This is a genomic window from Frankiales bacterium (assembly GCA_016125335.1).
In the GTDB taxonomy this organism is placed as follows: domain Bacteria; phylum Actinomycetota; class Actinomycetes; order S36-B12; family CAIYMF01; genus Longivirga.
Genome location: WGLY01000029.1, coordinates 14068 through 29996, shown reverse-complemented (window position 1 = coordinate 29996; position 15929 = coordinate 14068). Strand labels below are relative to the sequence as shown.

The window sequence follows — 15929 nt, the reverse complement described above, 5'->3', positions numbered from 1 at the left end:
GGGCTCCCGCCGCGGTCCCGGCGTCGCGTCGTCAGACGGACCAGTCGAACGTGGGCTCGAGGGTGCGCAGCGCGTCGCGCGCCATCGCGCCGACGTCGCCGGTGGCCTCGTAGCGGTACAGCGGGCCCTCGCCGTCGCGCAGCAGCCGGCGCACCGTGGCGATGCCGCGGGCCGAGAGCGGGGCGGGGGCCAGCAGCGCCTGCTCCAGCGCCGCGAGGTCGTCGCGCGCGGCCCACACCCGCGGCAGCACGGCGATGGCCGGACCGGGCGAGCGGGTGCGGTCCCACTCCTGGCCGGCCTCGAGCAGCCGGGCGAGCACGTCGGCCAGGCGCCGCCGCGAGGACTCGGTGGCGATGCGGCGCGCGTGCAGCGCGAGCACGAGCTGGGACTCCGGGGCGACGCCGGCGACGAGCGCACGGTCGAGCCGGTCGGCGGTGAGCCGCGCCACGAGCCGGTCGACCAGCGTGGGCCGCACGACATGGACCCCGAAGCAGTCGAGCAGGATCACGTCGTCGTGCGGGCGCTCCTCGTCGGACCGGTGCGGGACGCCCCGCCGGTGCGGGTCGTAGGGCCCGTCGTGACCGGTCGGAGCGAACCATCCGCTCAGCATCGCGATCACCTCGTCCCGTGCAGGCCGGGAGTGGTCCGTCCCCTTCATCGTAGGTCGGCACCGGGCCCGTGGCCCGTCGCGCCGAGGGTCGGTCGTGACTCGTGCGTCACCCTTCGCCACGCCCGAGGGCCACGGCTCACCGGCTGATGCGTCCGATGCCCGGCTGTTGACCTGCTCGCCAGACCCGAGTAATTTCAGGGCCTTCCAGTATTTAACGAGATGGTGAAATACATGTCCTCGGTGCTCGACACGGGCCCGGCTTCCGACCGGCTCTCCCGGGTGTTCGCGGCGCTTGCCGATCCCACCCGCCGCCGGATCCTGGCGCGGCTGGCCGAGGGCGAGGCGACGGTGACGGAGATCGCCGAGCCGCTCCCGATCAGCCTGCCTGCGGTGTCGAGGCACCTCAAGGTGCTCGAGCGCGCCGGGCTCATCTCGCGCGGGCGACACGCGCAGTGGCGCTCGAGCCGCCTGGAGGCGGAACCGCTGCGCGAGGCGACCGCGTGGATGGAGCGCTACCGCGTCTTCTGGGACGACGCGTTCGACCGCCTCGACGAGCACCTGCGACGCACCCACGACCCCGACCGATCCGAGGAGGCACGGCCATGACCGAACCGCAGCCCGCCGACCTGCCCGCGTACGACCCCGCCGAGGAGCCCGCGCAGGAGCTGCGGGTCGAACGCGTCTTCGCCGCCCCGCGTGCGGCGGTCTGGCGGGCGTTCACCGACCCGGACCAGTTCGCGCGGTGGTTCGGCCCCGTCGGGTTCGGCGTCCCCCGCGAGTCGGTGGTCGTGGAGCCCCGTGCCGGCGGCCGGCACGCCTACCGCATGAGGCAGGATGGCGACGACGGCGAGGGCAACGCAGTGTGGGGCTCCTTCACCGAGGTCGAGGACGAGCGGATGCTCGTGGCGGAGCTGCTTGCCGACGGCTTCCCCGGGGCGGACGGGCCGACCCCGACCTGGCTGCGCATCGAGCTGCACGACGACCCGGCCGGCACCCGCCTGGTGCTGACCCAGGGCCCCTACACGCTGTTCATGAACGAGATGGCCGCCCGTGGATGGCGCAGCTCGTTCACCAAGCTGGACTCCGTGCTGGCCGCGGCCGCCTAGCGAACGGCGGCGGACGGGGCGGGGTCGAACCGCCACTCCAGCATGACGTGCTCCGTCGGCTCGGCCCCGCCCGCGCGCCGGTACGCGCCGAGGGCGCGGTGGTTGTCGGCGTCGGTGAGCACGAACATCCCGTAGCAGCCGTGGTCGCGAGCCAGGTCGGCGAGCGCCGCGACGAGCGCCGTGCCGACGCCGCGGCCCTGGTGGCCGTCGTCGACCGCGAGCTCGTAGAGGAACATCTCGGTGCCCTTGTCGGGATGGGTCGTCTCGACGCCGGACACGAAGCCGACCGTCTCCTCGCCCTCGACGGCGAGCAGGAAGTGGTGCGTGCCGAGGTCCACGAAGCGCTGCGCGGCGGCCTGGTCGAGGGGCTCGTCGAGCAGGTGCGCGGCGGAGCCGATCTCGGCGACGGAGCGGGCCGGCTTGATGTGCATGGCACCAGGGTGCCCAGCGGCGTCGTGCGACGCGCGGACGTTGCCGGCGTCCCTCAGCCGAACGCCCTCGTCAGGCGGTCGAGGGCCTCGTGGAGCACCTCGGGGCGCTTGCAGAACGCCCACCGCACGAACGGCTTCCCGGCCTCGGGGTCGTCGTGGAAGACCTCGTGCGGGATGGCGACGACGCCGGCCCGGTGCGGCAGGTCGCGGCAGAAGGCCCAGCCGTCGGCGTAGCCCAGCGGCCGGACGTCGGTGGTGGCGAAGTAGGTGCCCTGGGGGACGGTCGTGGGGAACCCGAGCTCGCGCAGGCCGTCGCAGAGCAGGTCGCGCTGCGCCTCGAGGCCGGCCGCGAACGAGGCCCAGTGGCTGTCGGGCAGGGCCAGCCCCTCGGCGACGGCCCACTGGAACGGCCCGCCCGACACGAACGACAGGTGCTGGCGCGTCACCCGCACGGCGGCCACGAGGTCCGTCGGCCCGGTGGCCCAGCCCACCTTCCACCCGGTCATCGACAGCGACTTGCCGGCGCTGCCGATCGTCACCGTGCGCTCGGCCATGCCCGGCAGGGTGGCGAAGGGCACGTGCTGCGACCCGCTGAACACCAGGTGCTCGTAGGCCTCGTCGCTGATCACCCAGAGGTCCCGCTCGACGACGACGTCGGCGATCGCCTCGAGCTCGGCCCGGGTGAAGACGCTGCCCGTGGGGTTGTGCGGCGAGTTGAGCAGCAGCACGCGGGTGCGGTCGGTCACCGCGCGGCGCAGCGCCTCGGCGTCGGGCCGGAACGTGCCGGCGGTCAGGGGCACCTCCACCCGGCGGCCGCCCGCCAGCGACACGGTGGCGGCGTAGAGGTCGAACCACGGCGCGAACATCACCACCTCGTCGCCGGCGTCCACGAGGGCGAGCAGCGCGGCGGCGATGGCCTCCGAGGCGCCGGTGGTGACCACGACGTCGGTGGCCGGGTCGATCTCGAGGCCGTAGAAGCGGCGCTGGTGCTCCGCGATCGCTGCGCGCAGCTCGGGCACGCCGTGCGCCGGCGGGTACTGGTTGCCGCGTCCGTCCTCGATCGCCCGGATCGCGGCCTGCTTGACCGACTCCGGGCCGTCGGTGTCCGGGAAGCCCTGGCCGAGGTTGACCGACCCGGTGCGCACCGCGAGCGCGCTCATCTCCCCGAAGACGGTGGCGGCGTGCTCGCGCATGCGCGGCACCAGCGGCAGCTCCCGACGGCTCACCCGCCGAGGCTACGACCCCACCCCCCCGTCGTTACTGCCGCAACAACCGGAAACCGACCCGAGTCTCCGGTTCTTCGGGCAGTAACGACGAGGTCGGGGTGGCGTGGCAGGGTCCTCGCATGAGCACCGTGGTCGTCACCGGAGGATCGCGCGGGATCGGCGCCGCCACGGCCGTGGCAGCGGCCGCCGCCGGGTGGGACGTCGTCGTCGACTACGCGCACGACGCTGCCGCGGCCGCGCACGTCGTGCGCCGGATCCTCGACGCCGGGGGACAGGCGCTGGCGGTGCAGGCCGACGTCGCGGACGCCGCGGCGGTGGCCCGGCTGTTCGACACGGCCGCGGCCTGGCGCGGCCCGGTGACCGGGCTGGTGAACAACGCCGGCGTCACGGGCGGGTTCGCGCGCGTGGACGAGCTGAGCCCCCAAGCGCTGCAGGATGTGCTCGCCGTCAACGTCGCGGGGCCGTTCCTGTGCTGCGGCGAGGCGGTGCGCCGGATGTCGACCCGCCACGGCGGCAGCGGCGGCGCGATCGTCAACGTCTCCTCGCGCGCGGCGGTGCTCGGCAGCCCGGGCGAGTGGGTGCACTACGCCGCGAGCAAGGGCGCGCTGGACACCCTCACCGTGGGGCTCGCGAGGGAGGTCGCGACCGAGGGCGTGCGGGTCAACGCGGTGGCCGTGGGGCTGGTCGACACCGACCTGCACGCCGCCGCGGGCGAGCCCGGCCGGCCGGACCGCCTGCGGCCCACCGTGCCCATGCAGCGGTCCGGCACCGTCGAGGAGGTCGCCGCCGCCATCGTGTGGCTGCTCTCCGAGCAGGCGTCGTACACGACCGGCACGGTGGTCGCGGTCTCCGGCGGCCGCTGACCCCCGCGATGTCACTGGTGAAACGGCTGCTTCCGGGGCCAGGAAGCGACCGTTTCACCAGTGACGTCGGGCGAGGGGAGGGGGTGCGGGCGAGGATGGCGGCATGACCACCGCACTCGTGACCGGCGCGACCGCCGGCATCGGAGCCGAGTTCGCCCGCCAGCTCGCCGCCCGCGGCGACGACCTCGTGCTCGTGGCCCGCGACGTCGAGCGGCTCACGGCGTACGCCGACGAGCTCGGCCGCGCCCACCGGGTGCGGGTCGAGGTGCTCCCCGCCGACCTCACCGACCGGACGGCGCTCGCGGCCGTGGCGGACCGTCTCGCCGACGACGCCCGCCCGGTGGACCTGCTGGTGAACAACGCGGGCTTCGGCGTCAACCAGTCGTTCGTCGGCGGCGACCTCGACGCCGAGCAGGCCATGCTCGACGTGCTGGTCACCGCCACCATGCGCCTCACCCACGCGGCGCTGCCCGGCATGGTGGGCCGCGGGACGGGCGGGGTCATCAACGTCTCGAGCGTGGCCGGGTTCATCGCCGGCGGCAGCTACAGCGCGGCCAAGGCCTGGACGACGGTCTTCTCGGAGTCGGTCGACCGGCAGCTGCACGGCACCGGCGTGCGCGTGATGGCGCTGTGCCCCGGCTTCACCCACACCGAGTTCCACCAGCGCGGGGGCATGGACGTCTCGCACCTGCCCGACTGGATGTGGCTCGACGCGCCCGACCTCGTGCGCGGCGCCCTCGCGGACTTCGGGCGGGGCAAGCCGGTGTCGGTACCCGGCGCGCAGTACAAGGTGCTCTCGACCCTGGCGCGCTACCTGCCCCGCCCCGTGGTGCGGCGCGCGTCCGGCGTCCGCGGGCCGGACCGTCTCGCGCGCCGGTAGCGGTACGCCGGCGCCTCCGGGCCGGACCGCCTCGCGCGCCGGTAGCGGTGCGCCGGCGGTCCCGCACCGGTCCGTGCGCGCGCCGGTCGCGCGGCGCGCGGGCTCCGGGCTCAGGCGCTCAGCGCTGGTCGACCGCCCGGCGCAGCACGGCGTCGGCCAGGGCGTCGGGCGCGAGCGAGGCCACCTCGACGACGTCCCACCCCCGCAGGCGCGCCTGGTTGACCTCGAGCGGGTCGGCCGCCGGCGAGGCGACGTAGGCCACCGGCGCGTCCGGCCAGTCGCCACCGCCGGCGTCGGCGGGCGGTGTCGCGGCGTCGACGAGGACGTAGCCGCTCACCGCGCGGCGCGACGCCTTCTGCGCGAAGCCGAGCGCCGGCGCCATGGCGCCGCTCGCGCCGCCGAGCACCAGCAGCACCGGCGGCACGATGCCTGCCGTGGTGAGCGCCACCGCGAGCTGGGCCACCCAGTGCGCCCGCTGGGTGCGCAGGTCGTCGGCGGCGTCGGCGGTGGCGTAGGGCGAGAGCGTGCGCAGTCCGGAGGCGCGCGCGTCGTCGAGGATCGCGTCGACGACGTCGGCGCCGTCGTACGCCGGCTCCTGCCCGGGCAGCCGCGGGCACAGGACGATGGTGGAGGTGCTCACCCGTCCACCCTGCCCTACGCCGTCGGCGGCTAGCCTTGCGACCCGTGACTGCAGCCGACGACCGCGCCCAGCTCCGCCAGGACATCCTCGACAAGGCGGTCGTGCACGGCCGCGTCATCCTCTCCAGCGGGCGCGAGGCCGACTACTACGTCGACCTGCGCCGCGTGACCCTCGACGGGGCGACCGCCCCCCGCATCGGCCGCGTGATGCTCGACCTCACTGCGGACCTCGACTACGACGCGGTGGGCGGCCTCACCCTGGGCGCCGACCCCGTCGCCACCGCGATGCTGCACGCCGCAGCCGCCCGGGGCCGCAGCCTCGACGCCTTCGTGGTGCGCAAGAGCGAGAAGGCCCACGGCCTCCAGCGGCGGATCGAGGGCCCGGACGTCGCGGGCCGCCGCGTGCTCGCCGTGGAGGACACCTCCACCACCGGCGGCTCGGTCATGACGGCGGTGGAGGCGCTGCGCGAGGCCGGCGCCGAGGTGGTGGCGGTCGCCGTGATCGTCGAGCGCGGGGCCGCCCCCGTGGTCGAGGCCGCCGGCCTGCCCTACCTCGCGGCCTACACGCTGGCCGACCTCGGCCTGGCCTGACGGCCACCCTGCGCTCGCGCCCCTGACCTGCGGGTTCGGCGTCCCCTCACCCGTTCGGCGCATCCCGATCGCGGCCCCGGCGCCGACAACGCCAGGAGACGTCCGTCTGGGGGACGTCCGATGGGGGGTGGTCGCGAGTGCCGTCCCATGGCGCTCCCTCGGCGGTCGAGCCGTCGTCGTCGGCTGCGCGCCGCGCGACGCGGCGCGAGGCCGGCACGTCCTGGCTGGCCACCCACAGCCGCCGCGTGCGGCTGCGTCGCTACGCGCGCGCCATGGGCTGGGACCTCACCACCAGCGGCGTGCTCGTGGGCGACGTCGAGGGTGTCGCGGTGCGGGCCTACGAGGAGCGCGGCCGGAGCACCGTCATCGAGCTCGTCGCGCCGGGCGTGCTGCCGCGCATGGAGATGGTGGTGGCGGACCGGCACGTCGCGCAGGTGGGCGACGGGATGCGCGACGTCCACCTCGGCGACCCCACCTTCGAGGCCCGCTACGTCGTGCGCGCGGCCGAGCCGTGGTTCGCCCGCGCCGTGGTGGACGCCACCGTGCGCCGCGCGCTGCTCGCGGCACCGGCGCAGACCTGGGTCACCCGCGACGACCGCCTGGTCGGGCGCAGCTCCAGCAAGCTCGAGCCGCTCGACCTGTTCGCCCGCGCCACCGCGCTGCGCACGCTGATCGCCGCCGTGCCGTGGGAGGCCTACGAGGACCGGACGACGCCGCCGGCCCTGGAGGCGGTGCAGGGGATCGTCACCGAGCGGCGGTCGCGCCCGATCGAGCGCCTGCCCTCGATGCCCCGGCACGCCTGACGCGCCGGGCTTGCGGCGTCCTCGCTCAGGAGGTGGCGGCGTCGGTGTCGCGGGCGCGGCGGGCGCGCCACCACTCCACGCCCGCGGGCACGAGCGAGAGCGCGATGATCACCACCGCGATGAGCTCGATGTTCTTCTGCACGAACTCCACGTTGCCGAGGAAGTAGCCCAGGATCGTGAGCCCGGACGCCCACAGGATGCCGCCGATCGTCGTGTAGACGAGGTAGGTGCGGAACTGCATCTTGCCGACGCCGGCCATCGCGGTGATGAACGTGCGCACGATCGGCACGAAGCGCGCCAGCACGATGGCGCGCGGGCCGTACTTCTCGAAGAAGGCGTGGGTCTGCTCGACGTACTCGGGCTTGAGCAGCCGCGAGTCGGGCCGGTGGAACAGCGCCGGGCCGGCCTTGCTGCCGATCCAGTAGCCGGACACGTTGCCCGCGATCGCCGCGGCGGAGAGCAGCACGCACGCGAGCCACAGCGGGATGTGCAGGCCGCCGCTGTCGCCCGAGGCGCCCTTGGCGATGTAGAGCCCGGTGACGAACAGCAGCGAGTCGCCGGGCAGGAAGAACAGGAACAGGCCGCACTCGACGAACAGGATGACCATCACGGCGACGAACGCCCAGGTGCCGAACTTGTCGAGGATGTACTGCGGCTGCATCCACTCGGGTCCGAGGGCGGAGACGGCGGCCAGGGCGTGTGCGGTGGTCACGGGCGTCGAGGCTACGTCACGAGGATGTGTCCCCGCTGAGTCCGCCGTCGGGGCGTCCGGCGGGCGGCTCGCCGGCCCGTTGCTCGGCGCGCCCGCGGCGGCGCCGGACGGCGTCGCGCACCAGCAGCACCGCCAGCCCCACGAGCGACACGGTGACGAACACCCCGGCGATCGCGAACGAGACCGTGCGCACCACGGGGTACTGGTAGGCGACGTACCCGACGATCGGCAGCGCGACCGCCCAGCTGAGCGCGCCGACGACGTTGGCCGACGTGTAGGACCGGTGGCGCATGGCGGCGGTGCCGGCCACCACGGGGGTGAACGTGCGCACCCACGGGATCCAGCGCGCGACCACCACCGAGAACCAGCCGTAGCGCTCGTAGAACCGCTCCGTGCGGCGCAGTTGCTCGGCGGCGCGGCCGGACTCGCGGCGCTCGAGCCAGCCGCGGCCGTAGCGTCGCCCGGTTCGGTAGCCCACCTCGTTGCCGGCGACCGCCGCCACGAACGACCCCGCCACGAGCAGCCAGAGGCTGACGTCGCTGCTCGGGGAGGCGGCCAGCAGGCCGGCGCCGAAGAGGATGGTGTCGCCGGGGAGCAGGAACCCGAGCAGCAGCCCGCACTCGGCGAACAGGAAGCCCCACACCACGGCGTAGACCGCGACCGCGGTGAGCGCGCCGAGGTCCGGGTCCGGGAACACGCCTCGAGCCTAGGGTGGCGGCATGCAGGGCGGTCCCGGGCGCGACGCCGACGGCTCCGGCGACCCCGGCGGCGCGGACGACGCCGACGACGCCGACGTCTCGGGCGTCGACGGGACCCCGGCCCGGATGGACGGGCGATCGGGATCCGCGGACGACGTCGGGGTCGGGCCGCACCCGCGGCCGTGGCCGGTCGGCCCGCAGTACGACGAGGACCTGCTGCGCGAGGGCGACCGCCGCAACGTGGTGGACCGCTACCGCTACTGGAGCGTCGAGGCGATCGTCGCCGACCTCGACACGGCGCGGCATCCCTTCCACGTGGCGATCGAGAACCTCGCGCACGACTTCAACATCGGGTCGGTCGTGCGCACCGCCAACGCGTTCAACGCCGCGTCCGTGCGGGTGGTGGGCCGTCGCCGGTGGAACCGGCGCGGTGCGATGGTGACCGACCGCTATCTGCACGTCGCCCATCACGACGACGCCGAGTCGCTCGCGCAGTGGGCGTCGTCGTCGGGCCTCGTGGTGGTCGGGGTCGACAACGTGGCGGGGTCGCTGCCGCTGGAGACCTGCGACCTGCCGCGCGCGTGCGTGCTGATCTTCGGCCAGGAGGGCGCCGGCCTGTCGGACGCGGCGCTCGCGGCGTGCGACCTCACCGTCTCGATCACGCAGTTCGGCTCGACCCGATCGGTCAACGTCGGAGCGGCCGCCGCGATCGCGATGCACGCCTGGGTGCGCCGGCACGTGTTCGGCCAGCACCCGGGACCGCCGGCCGCCGCCGGCCCCTGAGCCGCCTCCCGGGCAGTCGGGCCGACGTGGTCGCGGACGGCGGCCCGGCACGGCACCCTGGCGCCATGCAGGAGCAGGAGGGGGCGCCGGCCCGCATGGGGGCCGGTGTCGTGGTGCTGCTCGGGCTGCGCTTCCTGCTCGAGCTGGCGCTGTGGGGCTCGTTCCTCGTCGTCGGCGTGGTCGTCGTCGGCGGGCTGCTGGGCTGGGTGGTCGGCCTCGTCGCGTGCGCGGCGGTCGTCGTGGTGTGGGGGATGCTGCTCTCGCCGCGGCGCCGGGTGCGGCTCCCGCTCGCGGCCCGCCTGGCCGTGGAGGCCGGGCTGTTCCTGCTCGCCGCGGTGGGGCTGGTCGCCGCGGGGTGGACGACGGCCGCCGTGGTGCTGGTGCTCGCGGAGGTCGTGGTGCTCGGTCTGCTCGGCGGCCCGGACCGGCACGCCGTCTGAGCGCAGCGGTCCGCGGGGCCGCGCACCTCACCGGCTCCTGGCCGCCGCCGTCCGGCACGTGCGGGGACGGCGTCCGGTCCGGCAGTTCGTCGCGCGCGTGGAAGCCCGCGGCGGCCGCGTGGAAGGATGAACGCGTGAAGCCCGCTGGGCAGCGTCGCCCGACGGACCCCTGTTCCACGTTCGAGGAGCGCGTTCGCCATGCCCATCGCCACCCCTGAGGTCTACGCCGAGATGCTCGACCGCGCCAAGGCCGGCGCGTTCGCCTACCCGGCGATCAACTGCACGTCGTCGCAGACCATCGTCGCGGCCATCCGCGGATTCGCCGAGGCCGAGAGCGACGGCATCGTCCAGTTCTCCTGGGGCGGCGCGGAGTTCGCGTCCGGCCAGGCGGTGAAGGACATGGTCACGGGTGCGGTGGCCCTCGCCGAGTTCGCCCACGTGGTGGCGGAGAAGTACGACGTGCAGATCGCGCTGCACACCGACCACTGCCCCAAGGAGAAGCTCGACGGCTACATGCGCCCGCTGATCGACCTCTCGCTCGAGCGGGTCGCGGCCGGCCGGCTGCCGCTGTTCCAGTCGCACATGTGGGACGGCTCGGCCGTGCCGCTCGACGAGAACCTGGCGGTGGCGGAGGAGCTGCTCGACAAGTGCCACCGGGCCAACATCGTGATGGAGCTCGAGATCGGCGTCGTCGGCGGCGAGGAGGACGGCATCGAGGCGACGCACGACGCCAAGCTGTTCTCGACCCCGGAGGACGGTCTCGCGACGGCGGAGAAGCTCGGCCTCGGCGAGCGCGGCCGCTACATGGTCGCCGCGACCTTCGGCAACGTGCACGGCGTCTACAAGCCGGGCAACGTCGTCCTCACGCCGTCGATCCTCAAGGAGATCCAGGACGCCGTCGGCGCCAAGTACGGCAAGGACAAGCCGTTCGACCTGGTGTTCCACGGCGGGTCGGGGTCGCTGCTGTCGGAGATCCGCGAGGCGCTCGACTACGGCGTCGTCAAGATGAACATCGACACCGACACCCAGTACGCCTTCACCCGCCCCGTGGCCGACCACATGTTCCGCAGCTACGACGGCGTCCTCAAGGTCGACGGCGAGGTCGGCAACAAGAAGCAGTACGACCCGCGCGCCTGGGGCAAGCTCGCCGAGGCCGGCATGGCCGCGCGCGTGGTGACCGCCTGCGAGGACCTCCGCAGCACCGGCACCAAGATCCGCTAGCCCCCGCTCCACCCCGTCGTTACTGCCGCAATGACCGGAAACTGGCGCATTTTCCGGGTTTTCGGGCAGTAACGACGGGGGTGGACGGCGGGGCACGGGCGGCGCCGGCGGCGTGTCGGGCACAGGGCCGGGCGGCGCAGCCCGGCCGTCGCGGCCGGCCGCGGCACCGTCGCGGCATGGCTGCCCACCGCTCCACGCGTGCCCGTGTCGACGCCCTCCACTCGTCCCTCGGCCCCGGCCCCTGGTCGCGCGACGAGCTGCTCGCCACCGGCTGGTCGCCGGGCCGGATCGCCCGCGCGGTCGAGCACGGGCTCCTCGTGCGCGAGCGCCGGGGCGTGTACGCCGCCGCCCCGGACTCCGGCCGCCAGCTGGTGCTCGGCGACGACCTGCACGCCGCCCGCCTGCGGGCCACCGCACGCCGGCTGGCGCCCTCGGCGGCGTTCAGCCACACGTCCGCCGCGAGGCTGCTCGGCCTGTGGACGCCGGACGTCCACGACGACCGGATCCACGTGACGATCCCCGGCCAGGCGGAGCGCGAGGACGCCGGCCTCCGCGTGCACGCCTCGGCGCTGCCGGCCTCGTCGGTCGTCGTCGTCGACGGCGTTCGTGTCACCGACGTCGCGCGCACCGCCGTCGACCTCGCCCGGCCGGGGGACCTTCCGCACGCCCTGGTCGCGGTCGACGGCGCGCTGCGCGAGCTGCTGCGGCCGGCATACCCGGACCTCGACCGCGAGCTGCGGGGCCGCCGAGTCCCGAGCGCCGCGATCGAGCAGGCCAGGGCGCGGCTCGCGGCCGTGGTCGAGCCGATGGTGGGCTGGCCGGGCGTGCGCACGGCACGGGCGGCGGTGGAGGCGGCGGACCCGGCGAGCGCCTCGCCGTTCGAGAGCTGGTCCCGCGGCTGGATCCTCGCCGTCCGCATGCCCGTCCCGGAGCTCAACCTCCCGATCGTGGGCGCCTCGGGCGCTCCGTACGTCGGCGACTTCGTCTGGGAGGAGCGCCGCGTGGTGGGCGAGGCCGACGGCGTCGCGAAGTACGGCAGCACCTCGGCGCAGATCCGCGCGGCGATGCGGGCGGAGCGTGCCCGCCAGGCGGACCTCGAGGCGGCAGGGTGGCGCGTGGTCCGCTGGGTCGCGGGCGAGACGGGCGCCACGATCATCGCCCGGCTCGGCCGCGCCCTGTACCTCCAGCCCGCGGTGGCGGCCCGCAGGCTGCGGAGGCCGGCGTGAGCCCACGCCGTACGCTCACCCGGCCGCCTCCCGCAGGCTGCGGACGCCGGCCTGAACCCACCGCCGTGCTCCCACTCCGCCGCCGCTCGGAGGCCGACGAGGCCGGCCCGAGCCCACGCGGTGCCGGCGGTGGCGGCCCGCAGGCCCGGAGGGTCGGCCCCAGCGCGAACCCCCCGAACTGCCGCGACGGGAGGGGCCGATGCGGCCCGCGGCCCGCTGCGGCAGGATCGAGCGCGTGACCACACCGATCGACCAGAACCTCGTCGGCGGCCCGGAGCCCACCCTGCTGCCCGACGACCCCGCTCCGCGCGAGGCGCTCGAGGCCGGGCAGGACCCCTACGCCGTCGCCGCCGCGCACCCCACGAGCAGCCTGGTCTGGAGCGTGCTCGCGGACCAGGCCCACGCCGAGGGCCGGGTGGTGGAGTCGTACGCCTTCGCCCGGGTCGGCTACCACCGCGGCCTGGACGCCTTGCGGCGCAACGGCTGGCGTGGGCACGGGCCGGTGCCGTGGGAGCACGAGCCCAACCGCGGGTTCCTGCGCTGCCTGCACGCGCTCGCACGCGCCGCCGCCGCCATCGGCGAGGACGACGAGGCCACCCGCTGCACGCTCTTCCTGCGCGACTCCTCGGCCGCCGCCGCGGACGCGCTCGAGGGCCGCTGACCGTGCCCCCTGTCGCCGCGCCGCCGGCCCGGGTGGCCGTCGTCGGCGGCGGCATGTCCGGCGTCGCGGCCGCCCGCGCGCTGCACGAGGCCGGCGTCGACGTCACCGTCCTCGACCGCGGCCGTCGCATCGGCGGGCGCATGGCGGTGCGCACCCTGCGCGGCACGGGCCTGCCCTACGACGGCCACCCCGTCGACGTCGGGGCCGCCTACCTCACCGTCGCCGACCCGGGCTTCCGGTCGGTCGTGACGTCGTGGCAGCGCCGCGACCTCGTCCGCCCGTGGACCGACACCTTCCTCGTCGCCGGTCCCGAAGGGCGCCGCGGCCACACCCGCGGCCCGATGCGCTACGCCGCCACCTTCGGCCTGCGCTCCCTCGTGGAGGACCTCGCCGACGGGCTGCCCGCGGTGGTGCACCCCACCGAGGTCGAGTCGGTCAGCCGCGTCGACGGCGGCGTGCTGGTGGACGAGACGTGGTTCGACGCCGCGGTGCTCGCCCTGCCGGGCCCGCAGGCGCGCGACCTCGTCGCCGACGACGACCCCGTCGTGCCGGCGCTGGACTCCGTGGCCTTCGACCCGGTGCTGTGCCTGGTCGCGGCGTACGACGACCACCGGTGGGACCCGTTCGACGGCATGTTCGTGCACGACTCCCAGCTGCTCTCCGTGGTGGTCGACGACGGCCGCCGGCGCGGTGACGGCGCCCCGGTGCTCGTCGCCCACTCGACACCGCAGCTCGCCGCCGACCATCTCGACGACCCTGCCTCCGCCGCGCCGCTGCTGCTCGCGGCGCTGCGCGAGGTCGTCGGCACCGCCGGCGACCCGGCGTGGCACGACGTGCGCCGCTGGTCGCTGGCCAAGCCGCGCGTCACCCGCGGCACCGACTTCGCGTGGGACGGCGTCGTCGGCCTGTGCGGCGACGCGTGGGGCGAGCGGTCGCGCGTCGAGACGGCGTGGACCTCGGGCACCCGCCTGGCGGAGGCGATGCTCGCCACCCTCGCCGTTCGGCACTGAGCGCACGGGTCGCGCGGTCGGCCTCGTGCAGGACGCCGGGACGGGCCGCCGGAGCCGGTAGGCTCTGGTGGCACCACTCCCGTGTGGTGCACGGACCGCCTCCCACGACGAGGTCGAGGCGGCGCAGTCGACACGGAGGGGGCCCGGATGCCGGCCATCGTGCTGCTCGGTGCTCAGTGGGGCGACGAGGGGAAGGGTAAGGCGACCGACCTGCTCGGCAGCCGCGTGGACTACGTCGTCAAGTTCAACGGCGGCAACAACGCCGGCCACACGGTCGTGATCGGCACCGAGAAGTACGCGCTGCACCTGCTGCCCAGCGGCATCCTCACGCCCGGCGTCGTGCCCGTGATCGGCAACGGCGTCGTGGTCGACCTCCAGGTGCTCTTCCACGAGCTCGACGGCCTCGAGGCCCGCGGGGTCGACACCTCGCGTCTGCTCGTCAGCGCCAACGCGCACGTGATCGCGGCGTACAACCGCACCCTCGACAAGGTGACCGAGCGCTTCCTGGGCAGCCGCCGCATCGGCACCACGGGCCGCGGCATCGGCCCGACGTACGCCGACAAGATGAGCCGGGTCGGCATCCGCGTGCAGGACCTGTTCGACGAGAAGATCCTGCGGCAGAAGGTCGAGGGCGCCCTCGAGCAGAAGAACCACCTGCTCGTGAAGGTCTACAACCGCCGGGCGATCTCGGTCGACCAGGTGGTCGACGAGCTGCTCGAGCACGCCGACCGGCTGCGCCCGATGGTGGCCGACACCACGCTGCTGCTCGGCGAAGCGCTCCAGCGCGACGAGGTGGTGCTGCTCGAGGGCGGCCAGGCCACGCTGCTCGACGTCGACCACGGCACGTACCCCTTCGTGACCTCGTCCAACGCGACGGCCGGCGGCGCGTGCACCGGCGCGGGGATCCCGCCGACGTCGGTGAGCCGCGTGATCGCGATCGCCAAGGCGTACATCACGCGCGTGGGCGAGGGCCCGTTCCCCACCGAGCTGTTCGACGACGACGGCGAGCAGCTGCGCCGGCTCGGCCACGAGTACGGCACGACCACCGGGCGCCCGCGCCGGTGCGGGTGGTTCGACGTCCCGATCGCGCGCTACGCAGGTCGCGTCAACGGCGTCACCGACCTCGTGCTCACCAAGCTCGACGTGCTCAGCGCGTGGGAGCGCATCCCGGTGTGCGTGGCCTACGACGTCGACGGCGAGCGCACCACCGAGCTGCCCATGACGCAGACCGGGTTCCACCACGCGAAGCCCGTGTACGAGTACCTGCCCGGCTGGTCCGAGGACATCTCCGGGGCGCGCACGGTGGACGACCTGCCGGTGCGGGCGCGCGAGTACGTCGACTTCCTCGAGGAGCGCAGCGGCGTGCGCATCTCGGCGATCGGCGTGGGCCCGGAGCGCGAGCAGACCGTCGTCCTGCACGACCTGCTGGGCTGAGCCGGTCTCCGTGCCGTACGCGATCCGGCGGGCCCGCGCCGACGACCACCCGGCGATGGTCGACGCCGTCGACACCTGGTGGGGCGGACGCCGGCTGTCCGCGCTGCTGCCCAGTCTATTCCTCGAGCACTTCTCCGGCACCTCGCTCGTGGCCGAGGACGCCGACGGCGCGATGGCCGGGTTCCTGGTCGGCTTCGACTCGCCGGACCACCCGGGGGAGTCCTACGTGCACTTCGTCGGCGTGCGGCCCGACGCGCGCGGCAGCGGCCTCGGCCGCGAGCTGCACGACCGGTTCGCCGCCGAGGCCCGGCAGCGCGGCACGACGACGGTGCGGTGCGTCACCTCCACGGTCAACACCGCCTCGGTCGCCTTCCACACCTCGATCGGGTTCGAGGTCGAGGGCGTCGACGCCCCGGTCGCGGCAGCCGGCGTCGACGACACTGACGGCCACGTCCGCATGGTCCGCCGCCTGACCGACTGACCCCGTCGTTACTGCCCGAAAGCGCGGAGACAGAGGCCGGATCCGGTCATCCGGGCAGTAACGTGCGGCCCTCCCGGAGCGGGCGGGCACTAGCGTGGGGGCGTGAGCGCCGAC

Annotated in this window: 20 protein-coding genes; 14 read left to right on the top strand and 6 right to left on the bottom strand. The window is 74.9% G+C overall.

All coding sequences use genetic code 11. The features are described 5' to 3' along the window. Nucleotides 1-31: 31 nt before the first annotated feature. Nucleotides 32-610, bottom strand: a complete 579-nt coding sequence (locus tag GC157_15620; GenBank protein ID MBI1378886.1) for a hypothetical protein — start codon at nucleotides 608-610, stop codon at nucleotides 32-34. A gap of 231 nt (nucleotides 611-841) precedes the next feature. Between GC157_15620 and GC157_15615 the strand changes: the two genes are divergently transcribed. Together GC157_15615 and GC157_15610 are read left to right on the top strand one after the other, a co-directional pair. Further along, the gene (locus GC157_15615) at nucleotides 842-1216 is read left to right on the top strand and encodes a metalloregulator ArsR/SmtB family transcription factor (protein MBI1378885.1); all 375 of its coding nucleotides are present in this window, start codon (nucleotides 842-844) and stop codon (nucleotides 1214-1216) included. Further along, nucleotides 1213-1716: a hypothetical protein gene (locus GC157_15610; GenBank protein ID MBI1378884.1), complete on the top strand. Its 504-nt coding sequence runs from the start codon at nucleotides 1213-1215 to the stop codon at nucleotides 1714-1716. The genes GC157_15615 and GC157_15610 overlap by 4 nt, the downstream gene beginning before the upstream one ends. Here GC157_15610 and GC157_15605 read toward each other — a convergent pair. Both GC157_15605 and GC157_15600 read right to left on the bottom strand, forming a co-directional pair. Next, nucleotides 1713-2147 carry a GNAT family N-acetyltransferase gene (locus GC157_15605; protein ID MBI1378883.1) on the bottom strand — a complete coding sequence of 145 codons (435 nt, stop codon included), beginning with the start codon at nucleotides 2145-2147 and terminating at the stop codon, nucleotides 1713-1715. The genes GC157_15610 and GC157_15605 overlap by 4 nt on opposite strands. Before the next feature lie 53 nt (nucleotides 2148-2200). Next, the gene (locus GC157_15600) at nucleotides 2201-3340 is read right to left on the bottom strand and encodes a pyridoxal phosphate-dependent aminotransferase (GenBank protein MBI1378882.1); all 1140 of its coding nucleotides are present in this window, start codon (nucleotides 3338-3340) and stop codon (nucleotides 2201-2203) included. A 152-nt stretch (nucleotides 3341-3492) separates the two neighbouring features. Here GC157_15600 and GC157_15595 point away from each other — a divergent pair, with 152 nt between their 5' ends. Beyond that, nucleotides 3493-4236, top strand: coding sequence for an SDR family oxidoreductase (locus tag GC157_15595; GenBank protein ID MBI1378881.1), 744 nt, complete (start codon nucleotides 3493-3495; stop codon nucleotides 4234-4236). A 103-nt stretch (nucleotides 4237-4339) separates the two neighbouring features. Continuing rightward, the gene (locus GC157_15590; GenBank protein MBI1378880.1) at nucleotides 4340-5116 is read left to right on the top strand and encodes an SDR family NAD(P)-dependent oxidoreductase; all 777 of its coding nucleotides are present in this window, start codon (nucleotides 4340-4342) and stop codon (nucleotides 5114-5116) included. Between the two features lie 118 nt (nucleotides 5117-5234). Here the strand turns inward: GC157_15590 and GC157_15585 are convergent, their stop codons facing one another. Beyond that, on the bottom strand, nucleotides 5235-5756 hold the full coding sequence (locus GC157_15585; GenBank protein ID MBI1378879.1) for a hypothetical protein: 522 nt from the start codon (nucleotides 5754-5756) through the stop codon (nucleotides 5235-5237). Between the two features lie 44 nt (nucleotides 5757-5800). On the opposite strand from GC157_15585, the gene GC157_15580 reads away from it, so the two are divergent. Together GC157_15580 and GC157_15575 are read left to right on the top strand one after the other, a co-directional pair. Beyond that, nucleotides 5801-6346, top strand: coding sequence for an orotate phosphoribosyltransferase (locus tag GC157_15580; GenBank protein ID MBI1378878.1), 546 nt, complete (start codon nucleotides 5801-5803; stop codon nucleotides 6344-6346). Nucleotides 6347-6591: 245 nt separating this feature from the next. Beyond that, the gene (locus tag GC157_15575) at nucleotides 6592-7149 is read left to right on the top strand and encodes a hypothetical protein (protein ID MBI1378877.1); all 558 of its coding nucleotides are present in this window, start codon (nucleotides 6592-6594) and stop codon (nucleotides 7147-7149) included. Nucleotides 7150-7174: 25 nt separating this feature from the next. Here GC157_15575 and GC157_15570 read toward each other — a convergent pair whose 3' ends face one another. Further along, entirely contained in the window at nucleotides 7175-7810 is a 636-nt protein-coding gene (locus GC157_15570; GenBank protein MBI1378876.1) for a DedA family protein, read from the bottom strand. Nucleotides 7811-7877: 67 nt separating this feature from the next. Further along, the gene (locus tag GC157_15565) at nucleotides 7878-8558 is read right to left on the bottom strand and encodes a DedA family protein (GenBank protein ID MBI1378875.1); all 681 of its coding nucleotides are present in this window, start codon (nucleotides 8556-8558) and stop codon (nucleotides 7878-7880) included. 127 nt (nucleotides 8559-8685) lie between these two features. Here GC157_15565 and GC157_15560 point away from each other — a divergent pair, with 127 nt between their 5' ends. The 8 genes from GC157_15560 (at nucleotide 8686) to GC157_15525 (ending at nucleotide 15815) form a co-directional block, all read left to right on the top strand. Then, on the top strand, nucleotides 8686-9342 hold the full coding sequence (locus GC157_15560) for an rRNA methyltransferase (GenBank protein MBI1378874.1): 657 nt from the start codon (nucleotides 8686-8688) through the stop codon (nucleotides 9340-9342). A 65-nt stretch (nucleotides 9343-9407) separates the two neighbouring features. After that, nucleotides 9408-9782: a DUF2568 domain-containing protein gene (locus tag GC157_15555; protein ID MBI1378873.1), complete on the top strand. Its 375-nt coding sequence runs from the start codon at nucleotides 9408-9410 to the stop codon at nucleotides 9780-9782. 198 nt (nucleotides 9783-9980) lie between these two features. Further along, the gene (fbaA, locus tag GC157_15550) at nucleotides 9981-11003 is read left to right on the top strand and encodes a class II fructose-bisphosphate aldolase (protein MBI1378872.1); all 1023 of its coding nucleotides are present in this window, start codon (nucleotides 9981-9983) and stop codon (nucleotides 11001-11003) included. A 176-nt stretch (nucleotides 11004-11179) separates the two neighbouring features. After that, entirely contained in the window at nucleotides 11180-12229 is a 1050-nt protein-coding gene (locus tag GC157_15545; GenBank protein ID MBI1378871.1) for a hypothetical protein, read from the top strand. Nucleotides 12230-12428: 199 nt separating this feature from the next. Beyond that, nucleotides 12429-12890 carry a DUF3151 family protein gene (locus GC157_15540; protein ID MBI1378870.1) on the top strand — a complete coding sequence of 154 codons (462 nt, stop codon included), beginning with the start codon at nucleotides 12429-12431 and terminating at the stop codon, nucleotides 12888-12890. A gap of 53 nt (nucleotides 12891-12943) precedes the next feature. After that, on the top strand, nucleotides 12944-13900 hold the full coding sequence (locus tag GC157_15535; GenBank protein MBI1378869.1) for an NAD(P)-binding protein: 957 nt from the start codon (nucleotides 12944-12946) through the stop codon (nucleotides 13898-13900). A gap of 147 nt (nucleotides 13901-14047) precedes the next feature. Further along, complete coding sequence (locus GC157_15530; protein MBI1378868.1) at nucleotides 14048-15334, top strand: adenylosuccinate synthase; 1287 nt, start codon at nucleotides 14048-14050, stop codon at nucleotides 15332-15334. A 55-nt stretch (nucleotides 15335-15389) separates the two neighbouring features. After that, entirely contained in the window at nucleotides 15390-15815 is a 426-nt protein-coding gene (locus GC157_15525; GenBank protein MBI1378867.1) for a GNAT family N-acetyltransferase, read from the top strand. Nucleotides 15816-15929 lie beyond the last annotated feature (114 nt).